This window comes from Pantoea phyllosphaerae (assembly GCF_051025595.1).
In the GTDB taxonomy this organism is placed as follows: domain Bacteria; phylum Pseudomonadota; class Gammaproteobacteria; order Enterobacterales; family Enterobacteriaceae; genus Pantoea.
Map to the genome: position 1 here is coordinate 36469 of NZ_JBPFDE010000010.1, position 26410 is coordinate 62878.

Here is a 26410-nt window from a genome sequence, read left to right on the forward strand (position 1 = left end):
TACACTGACGCGCTGCCGCACGGCAGGAAAAAGGGTAATGGTTGCAGAGTATGACGCAGGACAAGCCGCATGTGCGGCCGGTATTAAAAAGAAACGGTTTCACCTTCAAACAATTTTTCGTGGCGCACGACCGCTGCGCCATGAAAGTCGGTACCGACGCCATTCTGCTGGGCGCATGGGCACCGGTCGCCAACGCGCGCCGCGTGCTCGATATCGGCAGCGGCAGCGGGCTTATCGCCCTGATGCTGGCGCAGCGTACCTCCGATGCGGTGCTTATCGACGCGGTTGAGCTGGATGTTGCCGCCGCGCAGCAGGCGCAGGAGAATGTGGCGCAGTCGCCGTGGGCAGCACGCATTCGCGTCCATCAGCAGGATATCGCCGCTTTTACGGAGAACTGCGGCGAGCGCTATTCGCTGATTGTCAGCAATCCACCTTATTATCCACCTGATGTTGCCTGCGCCACGCCGGAACGCGATGCGGCCCGCTCGACGGCGACGCTGGATCATGCCAGCCTGCTAAGTTATGCGGCGCGTTTGATCGACGAAGAGGGCTTCTTCTGCGTCGTGCTGCCCGAAACGGTGGGACAAAATATGATTACGCTGGCGCAGGCATCGGGCTGGCATCTGCGTTTTCGCATCGACGTAGCGGAATATGCGCACCGGCCGCCGCATCGCGTGCTGCTCGGTTTCTCCCCCAGCGCGGGCGAAACGCTGCTGGAACGCATGGCGATCCGCAACCAGGATACGCACTATTCAGAAGCCTGGCGCAGCCTGACCCGCGACTTTTACCTCTTTATGTAAGAGGGCATAAGGATGGTTGGCTTCGCTTCGGGCAGCATATCGGGATAGTCGCGGGTAAAATGGAGCCCACGGCTCTCCTTGCGCGCTAGCGCGCAGCGCACCATGAGTTCGGCCACCTGCGTCAGGTTGCGCAGCTCCAGCAGATCGCTGGAGAGCCGGAAATGCGCGTAGTATTCGCTGATCTCCTGCTGCAGCAGGTTAATGCGGCGCAGCGCGCGCTCCAGCCTGCGCGTGGTGCGAACAATCCCCATGTAATCCCACATAAATAGCCGCAGCTCGTGCCAGTTATGCTGGATGACCACACGCTCGTCCGCATCGTCTACGCGGCTTTCATCCCAGGGCGGCAGGCTGTCGGGCGCAACTTTTTGCGACAGCGTCTCAATCAAATCCTCAGCAGCCGACCAGCCGTAGACCAGGCACTCCAGCAGAGAGTTAGAGGCCATGCGGTTTGCGCCATGTAGCCCGGTATAGCTCACTTCGCCGATAGCGTAGAGCCCGTCGACGTCCGTGCGTCCGCGCGCGTCGACCATCACGCCGCCGCAGGTGTAGTGCGCGGCTGGCACGATGGGAATGCGATCCTGGGTCAGGTCGAGGCCGAAGGTCAGCAGCTTTTCATAAATCGTCGGAAAATGAGCACGGATAAACGCCGCCGGCTGGTGGCTGATATCCAGGTAGACGCAGTCGACGCCGAGCCGCTTCATCTCATGATCGATGGCGCGCGCCACGATATCGCGCGGCGCCAGTTCGGCGCGCGCGTCAAAGTCGGGCATAAAACGGCTGCCGTCGGGCCGCAGCAGCCAGGCGCCTTCGCCGCGCAGCGCCTCGGTCAGCAGAAAGCTGCGCGCGTCAGGATGAAACAGCGACGTAGGATGGAACTGATTAAACTCAAGATTGGCGACGCGGCAGCCAGCGCGCCATGCCATGGCGATGCCGTCGCCGGATGCGACGTCGGGATTAGTGGTGTACTGATAGACTTTCGCCGCGCCGCCGGTCGCCAGCACCACCGCGCGAGCGCTACAGGTTTCCACCCGCTCAAGGTTGCGGTTCCAGATCCAGGCACCGACAGCGCGGCGTGGGCCAGGCAGGCCCAGCTTGTCTGACAGGATGAGATCGACTGCGTTACTACGCTCAAGAATATGAATGCGGGGATGACTCAGCGCCTGGCTCACCAGCGTGGTTTCGACGGCGCGCCCGGTGGCGTCGGCGCTGTGAAGGATACGCCGATGGCTGTGGCCGCCTTCGCGCGTCAGATGGTAGGGCATATCGCCTGCCGCCTGCGGATCGCGATCGAAGGCAACGCCGTTGTCGATCAGCCACTGCACGCAGTGGCGCGCATTGCTGGCGACAAACGAGACCGCTTCACGCTCGCACAGGCCAGCGCCGGCGATGAGCGTATCTTCCACATGCGACTCAATGCTGTCGGTCTCATCAAACACTGCGGCGATGCCACCCTGGGCATAAAAGGTAGAGCCTTCGCTGACCTGCGCTTTGCTCAGTACCAGCACCTCGTAATGCGCCGCCAGCCGCAGCGCCAGCGATAAGCCCGCCGCGCCGCTGCCGATAATCAAAACATCGCACTGGTAATCGGGAGAGAATGAGTGTGCCATGGTGTTTAATTTACTAAACAAGGGTGGTTTGAGAATAGGCTTTTTACACACTGTTGTGAAGTATTTTAAACGTGAAGGCGGCCTGTTGCGATCAATAAACCGGCAGTGAGCAGTAAAAGGAGCAAATTAGTCAAAGGCGTAGCGAAAACCCGTTTTTTATATAAAACCTGGGGCGAAGGCAGGATTTAAAGATGAAAAAGCCTCTGTCATAAGGTACTCTGCCTGGAATTCTGCGTTGATAGCCGCAGTCTGGATTACACTGTCTTGAGAATGAAAAACAAATGACAGCGCCTCTGGAAGAGTCATCATCAGCGCGTTAAGTGAACTTTTTGCCGCACCACGACTCTAAGCGCATGCTTGCTCAGAACCATGAAGATGTGCTGGCAGTTCCTTTACGCATTTAAAAGTATTTGGGGAGACATTACCTCGGATGAGCGAGCAGTTAACGGATCAGGTACTCGTAGAGCGGGTGCAGAAAGGAGATCAAAAGTCATTTAACCTCCTGGTTATTCGCTACCAGCATAAAGTGGCGAGCCTGGTTTCCCGCTACGTCCCGTCGGGAGACGTGCCTGATGTCGTGCAGGAGTCCTTTATTAAAGCGTATCGCGCGCTGGAATCCTTTCGCGGCGACAGCGCGTTCTACACCTGGCTTTATCGTATCGCGGTCAATACCGCAAAAAATTATCTGGTTGCTCAGGGGCGTCGTCCGCCATCCAGCGATGTGGATGCGATCGATGCGGAAAATTTCGAAAGTGCTGGCGCGTTAAAAGAAATTTCGAACCCTGAGAACTTAATGTTGTCAGACGAATTGAAACAAATCGTCTTTCGCACCATTGAGGCACTCCCTGAAGATTTGCGTATGGCAATCACGCTCAGGGAGCTGGACGGGCTGAGCTACGAAGAGATCGCCGCCATCATGGATTGCCCGGTCGGTACGGTGCGTTCACGTATCTTCCGTGCGCGAGAGGCCATTGATAATAAAGTTCAACCGCTTATCCAACGTCAGTGATAACGGCTACTGGAAGGGTACTTAGGCATGCAGAAAGAACAACTTTCCGCTTTGATGGATGGCGAGGCGCTCGATAACGCGCTGCTGTCAGCACTATCTCAGGATGCAGAGCTGCAACAGCGCTGGACTAGCTATCATCTTATCCGCGACACCGTGCGCGGTGATGTAGGCGATGTGCTGCACTTCGATATCTCCGCGCGCGTTGCGGCGGCCCTTGAACAAGAGCCGGCCCGCAAGGTGACGCCGCTGATCGTTGAATCTCAGCCCGAACCGGCCAGCGTTGCGAAGATGCCTTTCTGGCGCAAAATGCGCCCCTGGGCAGCGCAGCTGACTCAGGTTGGTGTAGCGGCGTGCGTATCGCTGGCGGTTATTGTGGGCGTACAGCACTACAACCAGCCGAGCGGCACCAGCGCGGAACCGTCTGATTCGCCGGTGTTCAACACGCTGCCGATGATGGGCAAGGCATCGCCGGTCAGCCTTGGCGTGCCGTCTGACGCCTTTGACACCAGCGGCTCCAGCCAGCAGGTTCAGGAGCAGCGCCGTCGCGTTAACGCGATGCTGCAGGATTACGAGCTGCAGCGCCGTCTGCACTCCGATCGTCTGCAGTTCGAAACTAACTCGCCGCAGCAGGCACAGGCGAACGTTCCCGGCAACCAGTCCTTAGGTACGCAACAGCAGTAATGAAGCAGCTTTGGTGCGCCGTTAGCCTGCTGGCAGGCAGCCTGCTTTGGTCATCTACCGCCCCGGCGCAGATATCTGCGTCCGGGGCGTTGTTACAGCAGATGGAGCAGGCAAGCCAGAACCTTAACTACGAATTCGCTTATATCAACGTCTCGCGCATCGGCATCGAGTCGCTGCGTTATCGTCACGCGGTGATCGATAATCGCGTCTATGCGCAGCTGCTGCAGATGGACGGCCCGCGCCGCGAGGTGATCCAGCGCGGCGGCGATATCAGCTATTTCGAACCCGGCCTCGATCCTTTCTCTCTGCCCGGTCAAAATATTATCGACGCCTTGCCGTCGCCCATCTTTGCTGATTTCGCTCAGCTTGCCAGCGCGTGGGATTTTATTCCGGTAGGGCGTTCGCGCATCGCCGATCAGCTGTGCGAGGTAATTCGCATCGTTTCGCGCGACGGCACGCGCTACAGCTATGTCGTCTGGCTCGATGTGGACACCAAACTGCCGCTGCGTATCGATCTGCTGGATCGCGACGGCGAAACGCTGGAGCAGTTCCGCGTGATTAGCTTCGCGGTCGACGAAGGCGTGCGCAATCTGATGCAGGGTCTGCAAAAGGCGAATCTGCCGCCGTCGCTTTCGGTGCCTGAAGGGGAGAAGGTAAACCTCAGCTGGCAGCCAGCCTGGGTGCCGGCGGGCATGAAGCTGGTGTCCCAGAGCCGACGCGATATTCCGGCGATGAATAAAACCGTTGAATCGCGTCTGTACAGCGACGGCCTGTTCAGCTTTGCCATCAATATTACGCCAGCCGACAAAAGCAGCGTCACGCAGACATTGCGCACAGGACGTCGTACGGTGCAGACCGAAGTGCGCAATAATAGCGAGATTACCGTGGTGGGCGAACTGCCGCCCGCAACGGCAAAACGCATAGCGGACAGTATTGATTTGGGGTCGCAACGATGATGAGAGAGTGGGCCACGGTCGTGGCATGGCGTGACGGCATCGCTACGCTGCATACAGAGGCGAAAACCTCCTGCAACAGCTGCTCGGCACGCAAAGGCTGCGGCAGCCATATGTTGAACAAGCTGGGGCCGAAAGATGCTCACGTGATGGAAATCGCCAGCGCGACGCCGCTTCAGCCCGGTCAGCGTATCGAACTCGGCATCAGAGAGAGCAGCCTGCTCGGTTCGGCGCTGCTGGTCTATATGACGCCGCTGTTTGGGCTCTTCCTGCTGGCGGGCCTGTTTCAGGTGCTGTTTCACAGCGATCTGGCGGCAGCCTGCGGCGCGCTGCTCGGCGGCATCGGCGGCTTTATCGTCGCCAAAGGCGTCTCCCTGAAAGTCGGCGATCGCGCCGCTTTTCAGCCCGTCATTCTGAGCGTGGCGCTGCCGCCTGACGACCTGCGGGTGGAAAGCGAAGCCTAATCCTCTGCAGGCCGCGTATATCGCGGCCTTTTAGCGCCTGTTTCTCGTCAAAAAGTGTTGTGATTCCGCAACGTTCCATTCTTTTATGCGCGGCCTTAACAGTGTAATATGCGTCGTCATTAATGAGGCTGACAGGATTGTAGGTAAAGAGCGATCTTCCTGAATGTGTCTGTGCTCAGGTTCTCAACTGTTTTTCTACGTGAAGATATTCATATAAATGAAGCACATAAGAAACTTCTCCATCATCGCGCACATTGACCATGGTAAATCGACGCTCTCTGACCGCCTGATTCAAATCTGTGGCGGCCTGACCGATCGCGAGATGGCGGCGCAGGTTCTCGACTCAATGGACCTGGAGCGCGAGCGCGGCATTACTATCAAAGCGCAGAGCGTGACGCTCGATTACAAAGCGCTCAACGGCGAAACTTACCAGCTCAATTTCATCGATACCCCAGGGCACGTCGACTTCTCTTATGAAGTGTCGCGCTCGCTGGCGGCCTGCGAAGGCGCGCTGCTGGTGGTGGACGCAGGACAGGGCGTCGAGGCGCAGACCCTGGCGAACTGCTATACCGCGATTGAGATGGATCTGGAAGTTGTGCCGGTACTGAATAAGATCGATCTGCCTGCTGCCGATCCGGAACGCGCGGCGCAGGAGATTGAAGATATCGTCGGCATCGACGCCACCGATGCGGTGCGCTGCTCGGCGAAAACCGGCGTCGGCGTGCCGGAAGTGCTGGAGCGCCTGGTGCGTGATATTCCGCCGCCGGAAGGCGATCCGGAAGGTCCGCTGCAGGCGCTGATTATCGACTCATGGTTCGATAACTACCTTGGCGTGGTCTCGCTAATCCGCGTGAAAAACGGCACGCTGCGCAAAGGCGACAAGGTCAAAGTCATGAGCACCGGCCAGGTGTACAACGCCGATCGCCTCGGCATCTTCACCCCGAAGCAGGTTGACCGCACGCAGCTGAACTGCGGCGAAGTAGGCTGGCTGGTCTGCGCCATCAAAGATATCCTTGGCGCACCAGTGGGCGATACCCTGACGCTGGCGCGCAACCCGGCGGATAAAGCGCTGCCAGGCTTCAAAAAAGTGAAGCCGCAGGTCTATGCCGGCCTGTTCCCGGTCAGCTCTGACGACTACGAAGCCTTCCGCGACGCGCTCGGCAAGCTGAGCCTGAACGACGCCTCGCTGTTCTATGAGCCGGAAAGCTCTACCGCGCTCGGCTTCGGCTTCCGCTGCGGCTTCCTGGGCCTGCTGCATATGGAGATCATCCAGGAGCGCCTGGAGCGTGAATACGATCTCGATCTAATCACCACCGCGCCGACCGTAGTGTATGAAGTGGAGACCACGAGCGGCGAAATCATTTACGTCGACAGCCCCTCTAAGCTGCCGCCGCTGAACAATATTGAAGAGCTGCGCGAGCCGATCGCCGAGTGTCATATGCTGCTGCCGCAGGAGTATCTGGGCAACGTCATTACGCTCTGCATCGAGAAGCGCGGCGTGCAGACCAACATGGTCTACCACGGCAACCAGGTCGCGCTGACCTACGACATCCCGATGGCGGAAGTGGTGCTCGACTTCTTCGACCGTCTGAAGTCGACCTCGCGCGGTTACGCCTCGCTGGATTACAACTTTAAACGTTTCCAGGCTTCCGACATGGTGCGCGTCGACGTGCTGATCAACGCCGAGCGCGTCGATGCGCTGGCGCTGATTACCCACCGCGACAATTCGCAGTATCGCGGCCGCGAGCTGGTTGAGAAGATGAAAGATCTTATCCCTCGCCAGCAGTTCGACATTGCGATCCAGGCGGCGATCGGCACTCATATCATCGCGCGCTCGACCGTGAAGCAGCTGCGTAAAAACGTGCTCGCCAAGTGCTATGGCGGTGACGTCAGCCGTAAGAAGAAACTGTTGCAGAAGCAGAAAGATGGCAAGAAGCGCATGAAGCAGGTCGGCAACGTCGAGCTGCCGCAGGAAGCCTTCCTCGCTATTCTGCATGTCGGCAAGGACAGCAAATAAGGATACCTAATGGCTAATATGTTCGCCCTGGTTCTGGCGCTCGCGACGCTGATTACCGGCATTATCTGGTGTATCGATCGCGTCAAGTGGGCGCCGGCGCGCCGGGCTAAACGAGCGGAAGCGCAGGCTGCGGCCGGCCATACCCTCGACGAAAAAACGCTGGCGAAAGTCAACGGCCAGCCTGGCTGGGTAGAGACTGCCGCGTCGGTCTTCCCGGTGCTGCTGGTGGTGTTCGTGGTGCGCTCGTTTATCTATGAGCCATTCCAGATCCCGTCCGGCTCCATGATGCCGACGCTGCTGATCGGCGATTTTATCCTGGTGGAGAAGTTTGCCTACGGCATCAAAGATCCGATCACCCAGACGACGCTGATCCCGACCGGGCATCCGCAGCGTGGCGATATTGCGGTATTTAAATACCCGAAAGATCCCAGCCTGGATTACATCAAGCGCGTCATCGGCCTGCCGGGCGACAAAGTGGTGTTCGATCCCTACAGCAAAACCCTGACCGTCAGCCCGAACTGCGCCGCTGGCCAGCGCTGTGCCAGCGCGCTGCCGATCACCTACACCAATATCGAGCCGAGCAACTTCATCCAGACCTTTAGCGGTTTTGACGGCAATGAGGCGGGCAACGGTTTCTATCAGGTGCCGCAGGGCGAAACCATGCGCGGCGGACTGCGTCTCGGTACCCGTAAAGAGACGCTGGGCAACGTCACGCACGATATTTTGCTGGTAAACGAAGCGCAGAGTCAGGCGAGCATGTATTATCAGCAGCCGGGCCAGCCGCAGGCGACCTGGGTCGTGCCACAGGGTCAATATTTCATGATGGGCGATAACCGCGACAACAGCGCCGACAGTCGCTACTGGGGCTTTGTCCCGGAACGCAATCTGGTCGGCAAAGCGGTTGCCATCTGGATGAGCTTTGACAAGCAGGAAGGTCAGTGGCCGACGGGCGTACGCCTGAGCCGTATCGGCGGCATTCACTGAGTCATCTGGCCCGGATAAACGGGCAAAACGGTTGGCCTCCTGCGGGGGGCCACTGCACACGAAACAGAATGTGTTGGAAAGCCAGCCCTGTTTCGTATGCAGAGTCACAGACGCACAAAAGAACTGGAATCGCATGAACCCCATCCTCATTAATAAGCTTCAGCGCAAACTGGGCTACACTTTTACTCATCCGGAACTCTTGCAACAGGCGCTAACGCACCGCAGCGCCAGCAGTAAGCACAACGAGCGTCTCGAATTTCTTGGCGATTCCATTCTCAGCTATGTGATCGCCAACGCGCTCTATCATCGCTTCCCTCGCGTCGACGAGGGCGATATGAGCCGCATGCGCGCGACGCTGGTGCGTGGCAACACGCTGGCGGAGATGGCGCGAGAGTTTGACCTCGGCGAATGTTTGCGCCTGGGACCGGGTGAACTGAAAAGCGGCGGATTTCGCCGCGAATCCATCCTGGCGGATACGGTAGAAGCGCTGATCGGCGGCATTTTCCTCGACAGCAATATCCAGACGGTGGAAAAGCTGATCCTTGACTGGTATCAGTCGCGCCTTGAGCAGATTAGCCCAGGCGACAAACAAAAAGATCCGAAAACCCGCCTGCAGGAGTATCTGCAGGGGCGTCATCTGCCGCTGCCGTCCTATCTGGTGGTGCAGGTGCGTGGCGAAGCCCACGATCAGGAATTCACCATTCACTGTCAGGTGAGTGGCATGGCTGAACCGGTGGTGGGCGTAGGCTCCAGCCGCCGTAAAGCAGAACAGGCTGCCGCCGAACAGGCGCTAATTAAGCTTGGTCTCGAATAGCAACATCCCGGCGCCTGAACAGGCGCTGAAAAAGTCAGGACTCGAATGAGCGAACAGAATACCTATTGCGGCTTTGTCGCGATTGTCGGCCGACCCAACGTCGGCAAATCCACCTTACTGAACCAGCTGCTGGGGCAGAAGGTGTCGATCACCTCGCGTAAGCCGCAAACCACGCGTCACCGCATTATGGGCATTCACACCGAAGGCGAGTATCAGGCCATCTATGTGGATACGCCCGGGCTGCACATGGAAGAGAAGCGCGCCATCAACCGTCTGATGAACCGCGCGGCCAGCAGCTCTATCGGTGACGTCGAGCTGGTCATTTTCGTGGTCGAAGGCACGCGCTGGACGCCGGACGATGAGATGGTGCTCAACAAGCTGCGCGACAACAAAGTGCCGGTGGTGCTGGCCATCAACAAAGTGGACAACATTCAGGATAAAAGCATTCTGCTGCCGCACCTGCAGTTCCTTAGCCAGCAGATGAACTTCCTTGACATCGTGCCCATCTCCGCCGAAAGCGGAAAGAACGTCGATACGATTGCGGCGATCGTGCGCAAGCGTCTGCCGCAGGCGGACCACCACTTCCCGGAAGATTACATCACCGACCGCTCGCAGCGCTTTATGGCGTCGGAGATCATCCGCGAGAAGCTAATGCGCTTCCTTGGCGCTGAGCTGCCGTACTCGGTGACGGTGGAGATCGAGCAGTTCGTCAGTAACGATCGCGGCGGCTACGATATCAATGGCCTGATCCTCGTCGAGCGCGAAGGGCAGAAGAAGATGGTGATCGGCAACAAAGGCGCCAAAATCAAAACCATCGGCATTGAAGCGCGCAAAGATATGGAAGAGATGTTCGAGGCCAAAGTGCATCTCGAACTCTGGGTCAAAGTGAAATCGGGCTGGGCCGACGACGAACGTGCGCTGCGCAGCCTGGGCTACGTAGACGACCTCTGATCCCATGGAAGGCTGGCAACGCGCCTTTGTGCTGCATAGTCGCCCCTACAGCGAAACCAGCCTGCTGCTCGACCTCTTCAGCGAAAGTCATGGGCGGGTCAGGGTGCTGGCGAAAGGCGCGCGCGCGCGCCGCTCGCAGCTGAAAGGCACGCTGCAGCCCTTCACGCCGCTGCTGGTTCGCTGGACCGGGCGCGGCGAGGTCAAAACCCTCACCAAAGCCGAAGCGGTTTCGCTGTCGCTGCCGCTCAGCGGCATTACGCTCTACTGCGGCCTCTACGTTAACGAGCTGGTGTCGCGCGTGCTGGAGCAGGAATTTCCCTTCACAGAACTCTTTTTCGACTACCTGAACTGCCTGCAAACGCTGGCGGCGGCCACCAGCTCGCCTGAACCGGCGCTGCGTCGTTTCGAGCTGGCGCTGCTGGGTCATCTCGGCTACGGCGTCGACTTTCTGCACTGCGCCGGCAGCGGCGAACCGGTCACCGACAACATGACCTACAGCTACCGCGAAGAGAAGGGCTTTATCGCCAGTCTGGTCGCCGGTCAGCGCAGTTTCACCGGCCGCCAGCTGCGCGCGCTGTGGGAACGTGACTTTCCCGATGCCGACACGCTGCGCGCCGCCAAGCGCTTTACCCGCATCGCGCTGAAACCCTACCTGGGCGGCAAGCCCTTGAAGAGCACCGAGCTGTTTCGCCAGTTCGTGCCGAAAAAGCGGCCCGATGCCGCCAGCCCATAGCGCTGTGCCTGCGCCGCGCGCCGCGGTACACTCTGATTTTTCGACATAGTTAAGCTGAGGATTGTCATGGCTGAGTTGCTGTTAGGGGTCAACATCGATCATATCGCCACGGTACGTAACGCACGCGGCACCCACTATCCCGATCCGGTTCAGGCGGCTTTCGTCGCCGAGCAGGCGGGCGCGGAAGGCATTACCGTGCACCTGCGCGAAGATCGCCGCCATATCACCGATCGCGACGTGCGGATTCTGCGCGACACCATCCAGACGCGCATGAACCTGGAGATGGCGGTTACCGACGAGATGGTAGGCATCGCCTGCGATATCCAGCCGCACTTCGTCTGTCTGGTGCCGGAGAAGCGCGAAGAGGTGACCACCGAAGGCGGCCTCGACGTGGCGGGCCAGCAGGAAAAAATCAACGCGGCGGTGAAACAGCTGAGCGACGCGGGCATCCAGGTTTCGCTCTTTATCGACCCCGATCATCGCCAGATTGAGGCGGCGGTCGCCAGCGGCGCACCCTATATCGAAATTCATACTGGCGCCTACGCCGAGGCGCCGGAAGGGTTGCCGCGCGAGGCTGAGCTGGCGCGCATCCGTCACGCCGCCACCTTTGCCGCCAGCCTGGGCCTCAAGGTCAACGCCGGCCACGGCCTGACCTACCACAACGTCCAGCCGATCGCCGCCCTGCCGGAGATGCACGAGCTGAATATCGGCCACGCCATTATCGGCCGCGCGCTCTTCAGCGGTCTGGCCGACGCGGTAAAAGAGATGAAGCTGCTGATGCGGGAAGCGCGTCGCTAATGGCTATTCTCGGACTGGGCACCGACATCGTCGAAATCGAGCGTATCGCCGGCGTGATTGAGCGCTCTGGCGACCGCCTGGCGCGGCGCGTGCTGAGCGAAGCCGAGTGGCAGCAATATCAGCGTCATCAGCAGCCGGTGCGCTTCCTGGCCAAGCGCTTCGCCGTCAAGGAAGCGGCGGCCAAAGCCTTCGGCACCGGCATTCGCGGTGGACTGGCGTTCAATCAGTTTGAAGTGTACAACGATGAGCTGGGCAAGCCGGGGTTGCGCTTTTTCCACCACGCCAGCGACGTAGCGGAAAAGCTGGGCGTCAGGCAGGTTCACGTCACGCTGGCGGATGAACGTCATTACGCCTGCGCAACGGTGATTATCGAAAACTAGTGGTGCAGCACCACGAACTTCTCCCACAGCGCATCGCGCGATTCGATGTGCTGTGGATCGATAACAATGGTGTTATCGATAGGGCAGACGCTCTGGCAGGTTGGCGCATCGTAATGCCCGACGCACTCGGTGCAGCGGCTGGCGTCGATCTCGTAGATCTCCGCGCCGAGTGTAATCGCCTGGTTAGGGCATTCGGGTTCGCACATATCGCAATTAATGCATTTGGCGGTAATCAGCAGCGCCATGATTTCACCTGATTAGCTAAAAACGGCGCCATTATACTCGCGTTCGCCGCCTAGTTCAGCTTTTTCACCAGCGCTTCGCTGTGGCGGATATGGCTGGCGGCGCGCTCTGGATCGTTCTGCACCAGCGCCATAAACAGCAGGTCGGTCAATGCCAGCTGCGCCGTGGTCGACGAGATGGCGGCGCTGCGCGTGCTCTGTTCTTCCGCGACGGTATAGAGACAGTGGGTTGCGGTCTGCTGCAGGCTGTTGGGCGTAAAGCCGGTAAACGCCAGCACGTAGGCGCCGATCTGCGCGGCTTCCTGCGCCGCCAAATTGATCTCTTTACGCTCGCCGGTATAAGAGATCGCCAGCAGCACGTCGCCGGGACGCATCGCCTGCACGCTGGCCAGCAGCGCGTGCATATCCTGCTCCGCCACCGCATTGATGCCAATCTTCATCAGCTTCCAGGAAAAGTCTTTCGCTACCAGCCCCGACGCGCCAATGCCTACCAATACGATGCGCTGGGCATTTTTCAGCAAGTGCAGCGTCTGGTTCAGCTTCTCTTCACTGTTGATATCGAGCGTAGCGCGAATGGCCGAGAGCTTCTCGGTAAGCAGCTTCTCACCCACGGTTTTTAACGAGTCGTCGCTGAGAATATGATTATGCACGGTAATAGCGTCGCGAGCCGCCAGCGACTCGCTCAGGGCCAGCTTAAGCGCCGGAAAGCCCTTGTATCCCAGCTTCTGCGCGAATTTCACCACGCTCGACTGGCTTACGCCCGACTCTTCAGCCAGCTTCTGCGAGCTGAGATGGCGCGCCCGATCCGGCTGTGACAACAGAAAGTCCGCCAGCCGACGCTCGTTTAGCGCCAGACGCGGATAGAGCTGACGAATGCGCAGCAATGAGCTCATGCCTGGTCCTCGTTTAGGTAGCCTGCCGTAAGATGTTTGTCTCTGCTGAAGAATAAACTATTCACCTGGCATTGTAGCCACTGGAATTAAAAATAGCTGTCTTCGCCGCTGCCGCGGTTGATGGCTACAATAAAAAACCATAGGGCGAACAAAACAGAAAGGAGCGTTTTTTGACCAAGGGTACACAACGTCGCGTGGTGTTTTTCGATCTGGACGGCACACTGCACCAGCAGGATATGTTCGGCACCTTTATGCGCTATTTGCTCTGGCGTCAGCCGCTCAACTTGCTGCTGGTGGTGCCGCTGCTGCCGGTGGTCGGGCTGGGACTGCTGATTAAAGGGCGCGCGGCGCGCTGGCCGATGAGCCTGCTGCTCTGGTCGATCACCTTTGGCCGCTCGGAGCGCACGCTGCTGCGCCGCGAAGCAGCCTTTGCGCAGTGGTTTCGCCAGCGTGTGACCGCATTTCCGGTGGTGCAGCAGCGCCTGACCGACTATCTGAGCAGCGACGATGCCGACGTCTGGCTGATTACCGGCTCGCCGCAGCCGCTGGTAGAGCAGGTCTACTTCGACTCGGCGTTTCTGCCGCGCGTCAAACTGATTGCCAGCCAGATGCGGCGCGGCTTCGGCGGTCGCGTGCTGGCGATGCGCTGCCTCGGCCATGAGAAAGTGGTTCAGCTCGAAGAGCAGATCGGCACGCCGCTGCAGCTCTATAGCGGCTACAGCGACAGTAAGCAGGATAATCCGCTGCTCTTTTTCTGCCAGCACCGCTGGCGCGTCACGCCGCGCGGCGAACTTCAGCAGCTGGAGTAGGGTTGCATCTTCGATTCTGCGCGCCGGATCGCTATAATGCGCCGCTTTGCTGCTGCCGGGAGTGAGCCTGCGTGAATCAATCTCAAGACGAATACTGGATGCGCCATGCGCTGCGGCTGGCGCGCATCGCCTGGGAACAGGGCGAAGTGCCGGTCGGCGCGGTGCTGGTGCAGGGCGATCGCGTTATCGGCGAAGGGTGGAACCGGCCCATCGGCCAGCACGATCCGACCGCCCACGCCGAAATGATGGCGCTGCGTCAGGGCGGCAAGGTGCTGGAGAACTATCGCCTGCTGGATACCACGCTCTACGTGACGCTGGAGCCCTGCGTGATGTGCGCCGGCGCGATGGTGCACAGCCGCATCGCGCGGCTGGTCTACGGCGCCAGCGATGAGAAAACCGGCGCGGCGGGTTCACTGATAGATGTGCTCGGCCATCCCGGCATGAATCATCAGGTCGTGCTGCAGAGCGGCGTGCTGGCGGAGGCGTGCGCGGCGATGCTGAGCGACTTTTTCCGCATGCGGCGCGAGCAAAAAAAAGCGCTGCGTCAGGCGCAGCGCGGAACGAACTAACGCGGCCTCAACGCCGCGCTTTACGCCTTGCCTAATTCATGGCGATTTCCGGCGCCACCGCCGGATAGCCGCTGCCCAGCTCCGCCTCTTGCGCCGCCTGCTGGGCCAGGCGTTTCTCCTGCTCCTGCAAATAGCCTACCAGGCTCAGCTGATACTTACGGATATTCTCGACGTAGTTATAGGCTTCGTGGCCGCGCGCGTAGCCGTAGGTGGTCTGCGCGTAGTAGCGTTTCTGGCTCAGCATCGGTAGCCGCAGCTTGACGTCGGCCCAGCTGTCAGGATTGCCGCCCTGTTTCGCCGTGAGCTTGCGCGCATCCAGCATATGGGCGTAGCCCATATTGTAGGCCGCCAGCGCGAACCAGATGCGCTCATCTTCGGGAATGGTCGCGGGCACCTTTTCCATCATGCGCTGTAGATAGAGGCTGCCGCCGCGAATGCTCTGCTCAGTGTCGGTACGATCCTCAACGTTCAGGCTGTCAGCGGTGTTGCGCGTCAGCATCATCATGCCACGCACGCCGGTGGGCGAGGTCGCCAGCGGATTCCAGTGCGACTCCTGATAGGAGATCGCCGCCAGCAGCCGCCAGTCGATACTGGCCGCATACTTCTCAAACAGCGGTTTAATCTCCGGCAGCGTCACGTCAATGGCGCGCAGGAAGGTGCGGGTATCGACATAGTCGAAGGTGCCGACGTGGCCGAGATATTTCTCCTCCAGCCGCGCCATCACGCCTTCTTCACCCATTGAGCTGAAGAAGTCGAGCATTGCGGCGTTCAGGCTGCTGTCGTCGCTGTGTGGCACATACCAGGTCACCGGCTCTTCATCCGTAACGTCAAACGCCACCGCCAGCTGCGGGTGGATGCGCTGCAGCAGGGCGATGGTGACGGAATCGCCGATGGTGTAGTCGAGCTTGCCGTCAGCGACCGCCTCCAGTAGCGCTTTCGGCGACTGATCGGTGGAGATCACCCAGTTGAGATCGGGAAACTGTTTATCGCGCGCCGTTTTCAGCGACGACAGATAGGCGGAGCCGGAAGCTACCCTGAGCTCGCCTTTAAGATCGCCGAGGTTCTTCGGACGTGGCTTATCAACGCGATAGACCATCTGCTGGGACACGGAGTAGTAGCTCGGCCCGGTTTTATAGCGCGCCAGCCTTTCATCATTGTAAATCAGGCCCGCTGCCAGCAGGTCCGCCTTGCCGTCGTCGAGATCGTCAAACAGATCGCTGAGGTTTGGGCGCACCGTGACCTTGAGCTTAACGCCCAGATAGTCGGCAAAGCGCTTCGCCAGCTCGTAATCCATACCGGCCGGGGCTTTATTGATGGTGTAGTAAGTCAGCGGGGAATTGATGGTACTGATACGCAGCACTCCCCGCGATTTTATCTGCGAAATCGCATCCTGTCCGTTGCCGTACCACGGGATCGATGGCCATAACGCCATCGCCAGCAGCAGGGTGACGAGACCGATCAGCAGATAGTTTAATTTTAGGCGTTTCAAATAGTTGTCTCTCGCTGGCTCCAAGGCCTCTGTCTTTTAAAGGCAGTATTGATCTTTTTTGAACTCCCAGAGCGAGGGGCATTTTGCGCAACTCGGCAGCGTAGAGCAACTTATAAAGCAGGTTTTGCGCAAAATTCAGGCAATTCCGCAGGCAGAGAAATTATGCGCAAACGGTTTCGTCGAGCGGGGTGTTTCTCTATAATACCGCCCGTTTTCTGCTGTTGTGCCCCTTGAAGCGTCGCACGGCGCTCTGACGAGAGATTAAATGATGGAAATTCTGCGTGGTTCGCCCGCCCTGTCGGCATTTCGTGTAAACAAACTGCTGACCCGCTTTCAGGACGCTCACCTGCCGGTGAGTGACATTTACGCCGAGTACGTCCATTTTGCCGATGTCAGCGCACCGCTGAACGCTGATGAAAAAGCGCGCCTGCAGCGCCTGCTGAAATACGGCCCTTCTCTCGCCGAACACGCGCCGCAAGGCCGCCTGCTGCTGGTGACGCCGCGTCCCGGCACCATTTCGCCCTGGTCATCCAAAGCGACCGACATCGCGCACAACTGCGATCTGCCGCAGGTGCGCCGCCTGGAGCGCGGTCTGGCCTTCTATGTGCAGGCGCCGCAGCTGACCGAGGCACAGTGGCAGGCGCTTCAGGCGCTGCTGCACGATCGCATGATGGAGACGGTTTTCAGCGATCTGTCGCAGGCGGAAGCGCTGTTCGCGCATCACGAGCCGCAGCCGCTGAAAAGCGTTGATGTGCTGAATAACGGCCGTCAGGCGCTGGAAGAGGCGAACCGCACGCTGGGGCTGGCGCTGGCGGACGATGAAATCGACTACCTGCTGGCAGCTTTCCAGCAACTGGGCCGCAACCCGAATGACATCGAACTCTATATGTTCGCGCAGGCCAACTCCGAGCACTGCCGTCATAAAATCTTCAACGCCGACTGGATTATTGACGGCGAAAAACAGCCGAAATCGCTGTTTAAAATGATTAAAAACACCTTCGAGAGCACCCCGGACCACGTGCTGTCAGCCTATAAAGACAACGCTGCGGTCATGGAAGGCTCGGAAGTGGGGCGCTTTTACGCCGACGCGCAAAAGGGCGAGTATGAGTACCATCAGGAGGCTGCGCATATCCTGATGAAGGTAGAAACCCATAACCATCCTACGGCGATCTCACCGTGGCCCGGCGCCGCGACCGGCTCCGGCGGCGAGATCCGTGACGAAGGCGCTACCGGACGCGGTGCGAAGCCGAAAGCGGGTCTGGTCGGCTTCTCTGTGTCGAACCTGCGTATTCCCGGCTTTGAGCAGCCCTGGGAAGAGGACTTCGGCAAGCCGGACCGCATTGTCAGCGCGCTGGATATCATGACCGAAGGCCCGCTGGGCGGCGCGGCGTTCAATAACGAATTTGGGCGTCCGGCGCTGAACGGCTATTTCCGCACCTATGAGGAGCGGGTCAACAGCCATAACGGCGTCGAGCTGCGCGGCTACCACAAGCCGATCATGCTGGCGGGCGGCATCGGCAACATCCGCGCCGATCACGTGCAGAAAGGGGAGATTACCCTGGGCGCGAAGCTGATCGTGCTGGGCGGCCCGGCGATGAATATCGGCCTGGGCGGCGGCGCGGCTTCGTCCATGGCGTCAGGCCAGTCCGACGCCGATCTCGATTTCGCTTCGGTGCAGCGCGACAACCCGGAAATGGAGCGCCGCTGCCAGGAGGTGATCGACCGCTGCTGGCAGATGGGCGAAGAGAACCCGATTCTGTTTATTCACGACGTGGGCGCGGGCGGCCTCTCCAACGCCATGCCGGAGCTGGTGAGCGACGGCGGCCGCGGCGGCCGCTTTAACCTGCGCGACATCCTGAACGATGAGCCGGGCATGAGCCCGCTCGAAGTGTGGTGCAACGAGTCGCAGGAGCGTTATGTGCTGGCGGTAGCGCCTGAGAAGCTGGCGCAGTTCGACGCGCTCTGCCAGCGAGAGCGCGCACCTTACGCGGTGATTGGTGAAGCGACCGAAGAGCAGCACCTGAGCCTGAGCGACAGCCACTTTGACAATACGCCTATTGATATGCCGCTGGATGTGCTGCTGGGCAAAACGCCGAAGATGACGCGCGACGTGGTCACGCAGCAGGCCAAAGGTGAGCCGCTGCTGCGCGACGGCATTACCCTGAGCGACGCGGTAAACCGCGTGCTGCACCTGCCGACCGTGGCGGAGAAAACTTTCCTCGTCACCATCGGCGACCGCACCGTTACCGGCATGGTGGCGCGCGACCAGATGGTCGGCCCGTGGCAGATTCCGGTGGCAAACTGCGCGGTCACCACCGCCAGCCTCGACAGCTATCACGGCGAGGCCTTCGCGCTGGGCGAGCGCGCGCCGGTTGCGCTGCTCGATTTCGCCGCCTCCGGCCGTCTGGCCGTAGGCGAAGCGCTTACTAACCTGGCGGCGACGCAGATTGGCGATCTCAAGCGCGTGAAGCTCTCCGCTAACTGGATGGCGGCGGCAGGCCACCCTGGCGAAGATGCTGGCCTCTATGAAGCGGTTAAGGCGGTAGGTGAAGCGCTCTGTCCTGCGCTTGGCATCACGATTCCGGTGGGCAAAGACTCTATGTCGATGAAAACTCGCTGGCAGGAGGGCATTGAGCAGCGCGAAATGACTTCGCCGCTGTCGCTGGTCATTACCGCCTTCGCCCGCGTGGAAGATGTGCGCCGCACCGTCACGCCAGAGCTGCAGGCGGACGGCGAAAACCTGCTGCTGCTGATCGATCTGGGCAACGGCGCCAATACGCTGGGCGCCACCGCGCTCTCGCAGGTCTACCGTCAGCTGGGCGACAAGCCCGCCGACGTGCGCGACGCGCAGCAGCTGGCGGGCTTCTTTAACGCCATTCAGGCGCTGGTGGCACAGCAGAAGCTGCTGGCTTACCACGACCGTTCAGACGGCGGCCTGCTGGTGACGCTGGCGGAAATGGCCTTTACCGGCCACTGCGGCGTCGAGGTCGATATTGCTGCGCTGGGCAGCGACGCGCTGGCCGCGCTCTTTACCGAAGAGCTGGGCGCAGTGATTCAGATTAGAGCTGAAGATCGCGCGGCCGTGGAAAAGGTGCTGGCGGAGCAGGGGCTGGCAGCGTGCAGCCACGTTATCGGCAGCGCACAGCGCGGTGACCGCTTTGTGGTTCGCTCCGGCGACAGCGCGGTCTACAGCGAAAGCCGCACCACGCTGCGTACCTGGTGGGGCGAAACCAGCTGGCAGATGCAGCGCCTGCGTGATAACCCGCTCTGCGCCGATCAGGAGCATGAAGCGCGTAAAGATGACAACGATCCTGGCCTCAACGTCCATCTGACCTTTAATCCGGAAGAGGATGTCGCCGCGCCGATGATCGCCACCGGTGCGCGTCCGCGCGTTGCGGTGCTGCGCGAGCAGGGCGTCAACTCCCACGTCGAAATGGCGGCGGCGTTCCATCGCGCAGGCTTTACGGCGGTCGACGTGCATATGAGCGATCTGCTGGCGGGACGCCGCGGCCTGGAGGAATTCCAGGCGCTGGTGGCGTGCGGCGGCTTCTCCTACGGCGACGTGCTGGGCGCTGGTGAAGGCTGGGCGAAATCCATTCTGTTCAACAACCGCGTGCGCGACACGTTCGAGAACTTCTTCCATCGTCCGCAGACGCTGGCGCTGGGCGTCTGCAACGGCTGTCAGATGATGTCCAACCTGCGCGAGCTGATCCCGGGCAGCGAACTCTGGCCGCGCTTTGTGCGCAACCAGTCAGAGCGTTTTGAAGCGCGCTTCAGCCTGGTGGAAGTGGCCGCCAGCCCATCGCTGCTGCTGGACGGCATGGCTGGCTCGCATATGCCGATTGCGGTCTCGCACGGCGAAGGCTTTGTGGAAGTCCGCGACGGCGCGCATCTGGCGGCGCTGGAGTCCAAAGGACTGGTTGCGCTGCGCTTTGTCGATAACTACGGCAAGGTGACCGAAACCTACCCGGCTAACCCGAACGGCTCGCCTAACGGCATCACGGCGGTGACCAACGAAAGCGGCCGCGTGACTATCATGATGCCGCACCCGGAGCGCGTTTTCCGTACGGTAAGCAACTCCTGGCATCCGGCGGAGTGGGGCGAAGACAGCCCATGGATGCGCATCTTCCGCAACGCGCGTAAACAGCTGGGCTAATCCCGCCCGGCACGACACAAGGAGACAGCGATGTCTCCTTTTTTATCTCTGTTGGCAAATGGCGACAGCTGCCTCCTTTCGCTGTCTCCAAAAGGAGACATTTATCCTGATGATAAATCAGCGATTAATACTCAGGGTATCGATGTGTTGGGTTTTAGCGACAGCAGAAGAGGTGCATCAGGCAACGGACAGAGCAAAGCAGGCTGGCAACCTCATGAAAAAGAAAGCTATTTATTTTTTGGCACGAACTTTGCTAATATTAACGCGTGGCTCATTCTCCTGTTTATGATTGCCCCGCGTCGGCGGCAGAGCTCATAAAAACTGAATGACGCACCAAACGGAGCCTGCCGTCCACCAACCGATAATCGTTTGCTCTGCAACGTTATCAAGCATCGGGCGCAACGTTGAGTTAGGCTCCACCTTCTTTTCGGGCGATGCTGCGGCGTCGCTCTCACGGCAGGCCAAAAGGCCTGCCGTTTTCATTTCCGCTCTATCTTCCACCGGCGGACTTCGCTAGCATTCTCACAGCCTTTTTTACAGGAAGCGACCGCGTGAGAAGATGGCGTTTATTTCCCCGATCGTTGCGCCAGCTGGTGCTGATGGCGTTTTTGCTGGTGCTGCTGCCGCTGCTGGTGCTGGCCTGGCAGGCCTGGGAAAGTTTGTCGGCGTTAAGCGATCAGGCCGTCGATACCAACCGCAACACCTTCACCGACGTGCGCCGCAGCGAAGCGATGGCGCGCACCGCGCTGGAGCTGGAGCGCAGCTACCGGCAATATTGCGTGCTGGGCGATGCCACCCTGGCGCGCCTCTATGAGACTCAGCGCGTGCGCTACAGCCAGATCCTCGAGGCTCACGCCTCCAGCCTGCCTGAGCTGGCGGCGTTTCAGACCCTGCGCGCGACGCTGCCGCAGCTCGCCGAACTCAAGTGCGATAACGGCAACCCGGTCAACGCGGCCTCGCAGGCGCTGGAGCGCTTTTCCGCCGTGAATGCGCAGCTGGTGCAGGAGACGCGCGAAGTGGTGTTCGCGCGCGGGCTGCAGCTGCAGCGCGAAATCGCCGATCGCGGCCAGTTTTTCGGCTGGCAGGCGCTTATCCTGTTTATCGTCAGCCTGGCGCTGGTGCTGCTGTTTACCCGCATGATTATCGGGCCGGTAAAAAGCGTCGAACGCATGATTAACCGGCTCGGCGAAGGACGCGAGCTGGGCGCGACCGTGGCGTTTCGCGGCCCGCGTGAGCTGCGCTCGCTGGGGCAGCGCATCGTCTGGCTCAGCGAGCGGCTGGCGTGGCTCGAGACGCAGCGCCATGCGTTCCTGCGCCACCTCTCCCACGAGCTGAAGACGCCGCTCGCCAGCCTGCGCGAGGGCACGGAGCTGCTGGCGGACGAGGTGGTGGGCGCGCTGAACGGCGACCAGAAAGAGGTCGTGGCGATCCTGGATACCAGCAGCCGTCATCTGCAGCGCCTGATTGAGCAGCTGCTCGACTACAACCGCAAGCTGGCAGAGGGGCCGACGACGCTGGAGAGGGTGGATATCGACGAGCTGGTGGATATGGTGGTCGGTGCCCATGCGCTACCGGCGCGCGCTAAGCTGATGCATGTACATTGCGACCTTCAGGTGAAAAGCTGTCTGGCGGAGCCAATGCTGCTGATGCGCGTTATTGACAACTTATACTCTAACGCCGTGAACTATGGCGGCGAATCCGGTAGCATCTGGCTGCGCAGCCAGCTGCACGGCGACAAGGTGTGGATAGAGGTCGCCAACAGCGGCACGCCGATTCCCGCTAAAGAACGGGAAATGATATTCGAACCCTTTTTTCAGGGGAGCCTGCAGCGCAAAGGGCCGGTCAAGGGCAGCGGGCTGGGACTGAGCATCGCCAAAGACTGTCTGCGCCGCATGCAGGGGGATCTGCTGCTGATCGACAGCAAAGATGCCGACGTTTGTTTTCGCATTGTACTGAATCACACAGCCGGGAATCACTGACAGATGAATATCGTCTTCGCCTCACTTTTTACTGCGCTGCTGAGCCTTTCGCTCAGCGGCTGCAGCGCCTCCCCGGCCGCCTCGTCCGCGCATCGCGACGCCGTCGTCGCCGAGCCGGAGGTCAGGCTTCCCGATTATCTGGCGACCGACTGCGCCAGCGTCTGGCGCAACGAAAGCGCGACGGCAACGGGGAATCCGCTCTACTGGCTGCGCGCCATCGACTGCGCTGAGCGCCTGTCGCCCGCAGAGGCGCGTGCGGAAGCGCATCGCTGGCCGGTAGAAGGCTGGGCGCGCGCCTTTAAAAACGGCATCCTGATGGCTAACGGCAACGTTACGCCGCTGGAACGCCGCGGTTACGTCGACGTGCTGGATGCGTACAGTGCCCGCTTTCCCGGCGCGGTGCGCCCGCTGATTCAGCTGTGGCGCAGCAACCAGGTCGCGCAGCTCGATCTCAGCGAAACGCGCACGCGCTTTGCGCATTTGCAGCAAAGCAGCGATGCACAGCTCGACACGCTGCGTCAGCAGCAGACGCAGCTGCGCCAGACCCTTAACGACACGCAGCATAAGCTGGAGCGCCTGACGGATATCGAACGTCAGCTCTCTTCGCGTAAAACGCCGGACGTCACCGAAAGCGGCCATGCGCCGGAAACCTCGCCACATGAGGAGCCTTAATGGCCAGACAATCCGCACGTCTGCTGCTGGTGGATGACGATCCCAGCCTGCTGAAGCTGCTGGGGATGCGCCTCAGCAGCGAAGGTTACCAGGTCACTACCGCCGCCAGCGGGCCGGAAGCGCTGCGCCTGCTGCAAAAAGAGCAGATCGATCTCGTCATCAGCGATTTGCGTATGGATGAGATGGACGGGCTGGCGCTGTTCGGCGAGATCCAGAAGCGTAACCCCAGCCTGCCGGTGATTATTCTCACCGCGCACGGCTCGATTCCCGACGCCGTCTCCGCCACGCAGCAGGGGGTATTCAGCTTCCTGACCAAGCCGGTAGACCGCGACGCGCTTTATAAAGCGATCGACGACGCGCTGGCGCAGCGCGCGCCAGCCAGTGACGACCGCTGGCGCGAAGCGATTGTCACCCGCAGCCCGATTATGCTGCGGCTGCTGGAGCAGGCGCACATGGTGGCGCAGTCCGACGTTAGCGTCTTAATTAACGGCCAGAGCGGCAGCGGCAAAGAGGTGCTGGCGCAGGCGATCCACGCCGCCAGCCCGCGCGCGGGCAAACCTTTTGTCGCCATTAACTGCGGCGCGCTGCCGGAGCAGCTGCTGGAATCAGAGCTGTTTGGTCACGCTCGCGGCGCCTTTACCGGCGCGGTCAGCGCGCGGGAGGGGCTGTTTCAGGCGGCGGAAGGCGGCACGCTGTTTCTGGACGAAATCGGCGATATGCCGCCGTCGCTGCAGGTCAAGCTGCTGCGCGTGCTGCAGGAGCGTAAAATTCGTCCGCTCGGCAGCAATCACGATATCGACATTAACGTGCGCATTATCTCCGCCACGCATCGCGACCTGCCGAAGGCGATGGAGAAGAAAGAGTTCCGTGAAGATCTCTTTTACCGCCTCAACGTGGTCAATCTTAAGCTGCCGGCGCTGCATGAGCGCACGGAAGATATTCCGCTGCTCGCTGGCCATCTGCTGCGTCAGGCGGCGGATCGGCATAAACCCTTTGTGCGCAGCTTCTCCGTAGATGCGATGAAGCGGCTGATGACGGCGAGCTGGCCGGGCAACGTTCGCCAGCTGGTCAATGTCATCGAGCAATGCGTCGCGCTGACCTCGTCGCCGGTGATCAGCGATGCGCTGGTCGAGCAGGCGCTGAGCGGCGAGAACAGCGTATTGCCAACTTTTGTCGAAGCGCGCAACCAGTTTGAGCTGAACTACCTGCGTAAGCTGTTGCAGATGACCAAAGGCAATGTCACCCATGCCGCCCGACTGGCCGGGCGCAATCGCACCGAGTTTTATAAGCTGCTGTCCCGACATGAACTGGACGCCAGCGATTTTAAAGAGTAGCTTTCTGGCGCGATGAAGCGCCTGAGAGCGTCGACGAATGCCCCGGCGGCCGGGATGCGTTGCGGGCAATGCGCCTGTAGCCAGCGGCTGCGGGTCTATACTTACAGCACCCCATCCGGCCACGGAGGGAGTGAGAAAAGGGTCTGACATGAAAAAGATTGATGCGATTATCAAACCATTCAAACTCGACGATGTGCGCGAAGCCTTAGCTGAAGTCGGCATCACCGGGATGACGGTCTCTGAAGTAAAAGGTTTCGGTCGTCAGAAAGGTCACACCGAACTCTATCGCGGCGCGGAATATATGGTCGATTTTCTGCCGAAGGTGAAAATCGAAATGGTCGTGGGCGACGACATCGTCGACACCTGCGTGGAAACCATTATGAAAACCGCGCAGACCGGTAAAATCGGCGACGGTAAGATCTTTGTTTTCGACGTGTCGCGCGTGGTACGTATTCGTACCGGCGAAGAGGACGAAGAGGCGATTTAACGCCGTAAACCTGCGGGCCTGGTCTGTAGCTGAGTGCCAGCGCAGGTGATATAGCCCGATCGCAAAGACGCAAAATACGGCATCTTTGCCAGCCCGGCCCGCGCGATTACGCACCTCATCCCTGAGGTGCGTCCGTAAACGGGCTAATGCGTTACGTTATTCAAAAACCCTCCCGGCGTTTTTGTCCCTGGCGCGGGACGCTTTGCTCTCCGGTCTGTACTACCTGCTATCGGGCATTATGTGCTGTCTGTAGCCGGTTCCTGAAGCGGCATCAAAGCCCTTTATGCGGGCCAAACACTTCATAGTGAATGCGTGAAGCGTCGACGCCCGCGTCTTGCAGCTGACCGGCGATAAACTGCATAAAGCCGATCGGACCGCACAGCCAGAACTGCGTGCGCGCATCCTGCAATCGTGCGGATTCGGCAGCCAAATCCATCATGCCCTCGGCATCGAAACGGCCAGCGTCGGCCGCCTCCGGCACGCGGTACCAGACGCGTTTCTCAAAGTCGCGCAGGCGCGCGCCCGTCTCAGCCACTTCTTCCGCAAAAGCGTGCTGCGCACCGTTTTCCGCCGCATGCAGCCAGGTCACCGGTGCGGCATGCTGCTGTTCGGCCAGCGCATGCAGCATTGCCAGCGTCGGCGTTACGCCGACGCCTGCAGAGATCAGCGCTACCGGCGTCTCCGTACCTGCTTCCATGAATACGTCGCCGTGCGGCGCAGTCAGCTCCAGCACATCGCCGACCTGCGCTTTTTCATGCAGCCAGCCGGAGACGGTGCCTTGCGCATCGCGCTTCACGGCGATGCGGTAGCTTTTGCCGTTGCTGGTGTGGGTCAGCGAATACTGGCGATTCTGCTGAAACTCAAATTCGGCGGGATGCAGATGCACGGTGAGATACTGGCCTGGTTTAAACGCCGCAACCGCGCCGCCGTCGACCGGGGTCAGGGTAAAGCTCTTGATAACGGAACTTTGCGTGTCGATAGCGGCGATGCGGAAGGGGCGCGTGCCGCGCCAGCCGCCTTCCTGCTGCTCGGTTTCCTGATAAATCGCCTCTTCGCGCTGGATAAAGACATCGGCCAGCACGCCGTAAGCGCGGCCCCACGCCGCCAGCACCTCATCGCCTGGATTTAGCAGCTCCTTAATCGTGGCCAGCAGGTTCTCGCCGACAATCGCGTACTGTTCCGGCTTGATCGCCAGGCTGGCATGCTTCTGAGCGATCTTTTCGACGGCGGGCAGCAGCGCCGCCAGGTTATCGAGATTCGCACCATAGGCGCAGATGGCGTTAAACAGCGCCTCGCGCTGGTTGCCATTGCGCTGGTTATTCATATTGAAGACGTTTTTGAGTTCGGGGTGCTGCGACAGCATGCGATCGTAGAAGTGAGCGGTAAGCTTCGGTCCTACGGCGGCAACGGCGGGAAGCGTGGATTTCACGGTGGCGATGGTTTGTGCGTCAAGCATGGGAATACCTCCGGCTGCGTAAAGTTGTATTTTAAATGCATGTTATAGTTGTACCCTCGAGGTTGTAAATAACCCGCTGCGAAATCGGGCCAGGGCGCTGGCAAGGTTTTGGTACAAATTGAAAAAATCTGCC

General features: G+C 60.0%; 25 protein-coding genes. 20 read left to right on the forward strand and 5 right to left on the reverse strand.

The annotated features are described in order from the left end of the window. Positions 1-50: 50 nt before the first annotated feature. Positions 51-800, forward strand: coding sequence for a tRNA(1)(Val) (adenine(37)-N(6))-methyltransferase TrmN (trmN, locus tag ACR6A7_RS14260; protein WP_434125566.1), 750 nt, complete (start codon positions 51-53; stop codon positions 798-800). On the opposite strand, the gene nadB is transcribed toward trmN, so the two are convergent. Then, a complete protein-coding gene (gene nadB, locus ACR6A7_RS14265; protein WP_434125567.1) occupies positions 785-2407 on the reverse strand; it encodes an L-aspartate oxidase in 1623 nt (540 codons plus the stop codon). The two genes, trmN and nadB, sit on opposite strands and share 16 nt — an antisense overlap. A 430-nt stretch (positions 2408-2837) precedes the next feature. Between nadB and rpoE the strand changes: the two genes are divergently transcribed. From rpoE to acpS, 11 genes are all read left to right on the forward strand, one after another. Next, positions 2838-3416, forward strand: coding sequence for an RNA polymerase sigma factor RpoE (gene rpoE / locus ACR6A7_RS14270; protein WP_010617748.1), 579 nt, complete (start codon positions 2838-2840; stop codon positions 3414-3416). 27 nt (positions 3417-3443) lie between these two features. After that, positions 3444-4097 (forward strand): anti-sigma-E factor RseA, encoded by a 654-nt coding sequence (gene rseA, locus ACR6A7_RS14275; RefSeq protein ID WP_434125569.1) that lies wholly within the window; start codon positions 3444-3446, stop codon positions 4095-4097. Next, positions 4097-5053, forward strand: coding sequence for a sigma-E factor regulatory protein RseB (gene rseB / locus ACR6A7_RS14280; RefSeq protein WP_434125570.1), 957 nt, complete (start codon positions 4097-4099; stop codon positions 5051-5053). Before rseA ends, rseB begins: the two co-directional genes overlap by 1 nt. Continuing rightward, on the forward strand, positions 5050-5514 hold the full coding sequence (gene rseC, locus ACR6A7_RS14285) for a SoxR-reducing system protein RseC (RefSeq protein WP_434125572.1): 465 nt from the start codon (positions 5050-5052) through the stop codon (positions 5512-5514). The genes rseB and rseC overlap by 4 nt, the downstream gene beginning before the upstream one ends. A gap of 217 nt (positions 5515-5731) precedes the next feature. Continuing rightward, a complete protein-coding gene (gene lepA, locus ACR6A7_RS14290) occupies positions 5732-7531 on the forward strand; it encodes a translation elongation factor 4 (protein ID WP_434125574.1) in 1800 nt (599 codons plus the stop codon). 9 nt (positions 7532-7540) lie between these two features. Further along, positions 7541-8515, forward strand: a complete 975-nt coding sequence (lepB, locus tag ACR6A7_RS14295) for a signal peptidase I (RefSeq protein WP_434125576.1) — start codon at positions 7541-7543, stop codon at positions 8513-8515. 133 nt (positions 8516-8648) lie between these two features. Beyond that, the gene (gene rnc, locus ACR6A7_RS14300) at positions 8649-9329 is read left to right on the forward strand and encodes a ribonuclease III (RefSeq protein ID WP_033754012.1); all 681 of its coding nucleotides are present in this window, start codon (positions 8649-8651) and stop codon (positions 9327-9329) included. 45 nt (positions 9330-9374) lie between these two features. Then, the gene (era, locus tag ACR6A7_RS14305; RefSeq protein ID WP_103794383.1) at positions 9375-10280 is read left to right on the forward strand and encodes a GTPase Era; all 906 of its coding nucleotides are present in this window, start codon (positions 9375-9377) and stop codon (positions 10278-10280) included. Between the two features lie 4 nt (positions 10281-10284). Then, a complete protein-coding gene (gene recO, locus ACR6A7_RS14310) occupies positions 10285-11013 on the forward strand; it encodes a DNA repair protein RecO (RefSeq protein WP_434125578.1) in 729 nt (242 codons plus the stop codon). Between the two features lie 66 nt (positions 11014-11079). Beyond that, a complete protein-coding gene (gene pdxJ, locus ACR6A7_RS14315; protein ID WP_033754003.1) occupies positions 11080-11811 on the forward strand; it encodes a pyridoxine 5'-phosphate synthase in 732 nt (243 codons plus the stop codon). Next, positions 11811-12191: a holo-ACP synthase gene (acpS, locus tag ACR6A7_RS14320; protein WP_434125580.1), complete on the forward strand. Its 381-nt coding sequence runs from the start codon at positions 11811-11813 to the stop codon at positions 12189-12191. Before pdxJ ends, acpS begins: the two co-directional genes overlap by 1 nt. Here acpS and ACR6A7_RS14325 read toward each other — a convergent pair. Both ACR6A7_RS14325 and ACR6A7_RS14330 read right to left on the reverse strand, forming a co-directional pair. Beyond that, a complete protein-coding gene (locus ACR6A7_RS14325; RefSeq protein ID WP_033791866.1) occupies positions 12188-12436 on the reverse strand; it encodes a YfhL family 4Fe-4S dicluster ferredoxin in 249 nt (82 codons plus the stop codon). The genes acpS and ACR6A7_RS14325 overlap by 4 nt on opposite strands. A gap of 50 nt (positions 12437-12486) precedes the next feature. Beyond that, positions 12487-13326: a MurR/RpiR family transcriptional regulator gene (locus tag ACR6A7_RS14330; RefSeq protein WP_434125581.1), complete on the reverse strand. Its 840-nt coding sequence runs from the start codon at positions 13324-13326 to the stop codon at positions 12487-12489. A 170-nt stretch (positions 13327-13496) separates the two neighbouring features. On the opposite strand from ACR6A7_RS14330, the gene yfhb reads away from it, so the two are divergent. After that, the gene (gene yfhb / locus ACR6A7_RS14335; RefSeq protein ID WP_434125583.1) at positions 13497-14135 is read left to right on the forward strand and encodes a phosphatidylglycerophosphatase C; all 639 of its coding nucleotides are present in this window, start codon (positions 13497-13499) and stop codon (positions 14133-14135) included. Between the two features lie 71 nt (positions 14136-14206). Beyond that, a complete protein-coding gene (tadA, locus tag ACR6A7_RS14340; protein WP_434125584.1) occupies positions 14207-14704 on the forward strand; it encodes a tRNA adenosine(34) deaminase TadA in 498 nt (165 codons plus the stop codon). A gap of 31 nt (positions 14705-14735) precedes the next feature. Here tadA and mltF read toward each other — a convergent pair whose 3' ends face one another. Beyond that, entirely contained in the window at positions 14736-16193 is a 1458-nt protein-coding gene (gene mltF / locus ACR6A7_RS14345) for a membrane-bound lytic murein transglycosylase MltF (protein WP_434125585.1), read from the reverse strand. A gap of 265 nt (positions 16194-16458) precedes the next feature. On the opposite strand from mltF, the gene purL reads away from it, so the two are divergent. The 6 genes from purL to glnB all read left to right on the forward strand — a co-directional run bounded on the left by purL (position 16459) and on the right by glnB (position 24821). Continuing rightward, the gene (gene purL / locus ACR6A7_RS14350; protein WP_434125586.1) at positions 16459-20349 is read left to right on the forward strand and encodes a phosphoribosylformylglycinamidine synthase; all 3891 of its coding nucleotides are present in this window, start codon (positions 16459-16461) and stop codon (positions 20347-20349) included. Between the two features lie 30 nt (positions 20350-20379). Continuing rightward, on the forward strand, positions 20380-20667 hold the full coding sequence (locus tag ACR6A7_RS14355; protein WP_434125588.1) for a hypothetical protein: 288 nt from the start codon (positions 20380-20382) through the stop codon (positions 20665-20667). A 233-nt stretch (positions 20668-20900) separates the two neighbouring features. Beyond that, positions 20901-22328, forward strand: coding sequence for a sensor histidine kinase (locus ACR6A7_RS14360; RefSeq protein WP_434125590.1), 1428 nt, complete (start codon positions 20901-20903; stop codon positions 22326-22328). A 3-nt stretch (positions 22329-22331) separates the two neighbouring features. After that, positions 22332-23000: a two-component system QseEF-associated lipoprotein QseG gene (qseG, locus tag ACR6A7_RS14365; RefSeq protein ID WP_434125591.1), complete on the forward strand. Its 669-nt coding sequence runs from the start codon at positions 22332-22334 to the stop codon at positions 22998-23000. Continuing rightward, complete coding sequence (gene glrR / locus ACR6A7_RS14370; protein WP_434125593.1) at positions 23000-24334, forward strand: two-component system response regulator GlrR; 1335 nt, start codon at positions 23000-23002, stop codon at positions 24332-24334. Before qseG ends, glrR begins: the two co-directional genes overlap by 1 nt. Positions 24335-24482: 148 nt before the next feature. Then, positions 24483-24821: a nitrogen regulatory protein P-II gene (glnB, locus tag ACR6A7_RS14375; protein ID WP_033753971.1), complete on the forward strand. Its 339-nt coding sequence runs from the start codon at positions 24483-24485 to the stop codon at positions 24819-24821. A gap of 271 nt (positions 24822-25092) precedes the next feature. On the opposite strand, the gene hmpA is transcribed toward glnB, so the two are convergent. Continuing rightward, a complete protein-coding gene (hmpA, locus tag ACR6A7_RS14380; RefSeq protein ID WP_434125594.1) occupies positions 25093-26277 on the reverse strand; it encodes an NO-inducible flavohemoprotein in 1185 nt (394 codons plus the stop codon). Between the last annotated feature and the right edge of the window lie 133 nt (positions 26278-26410).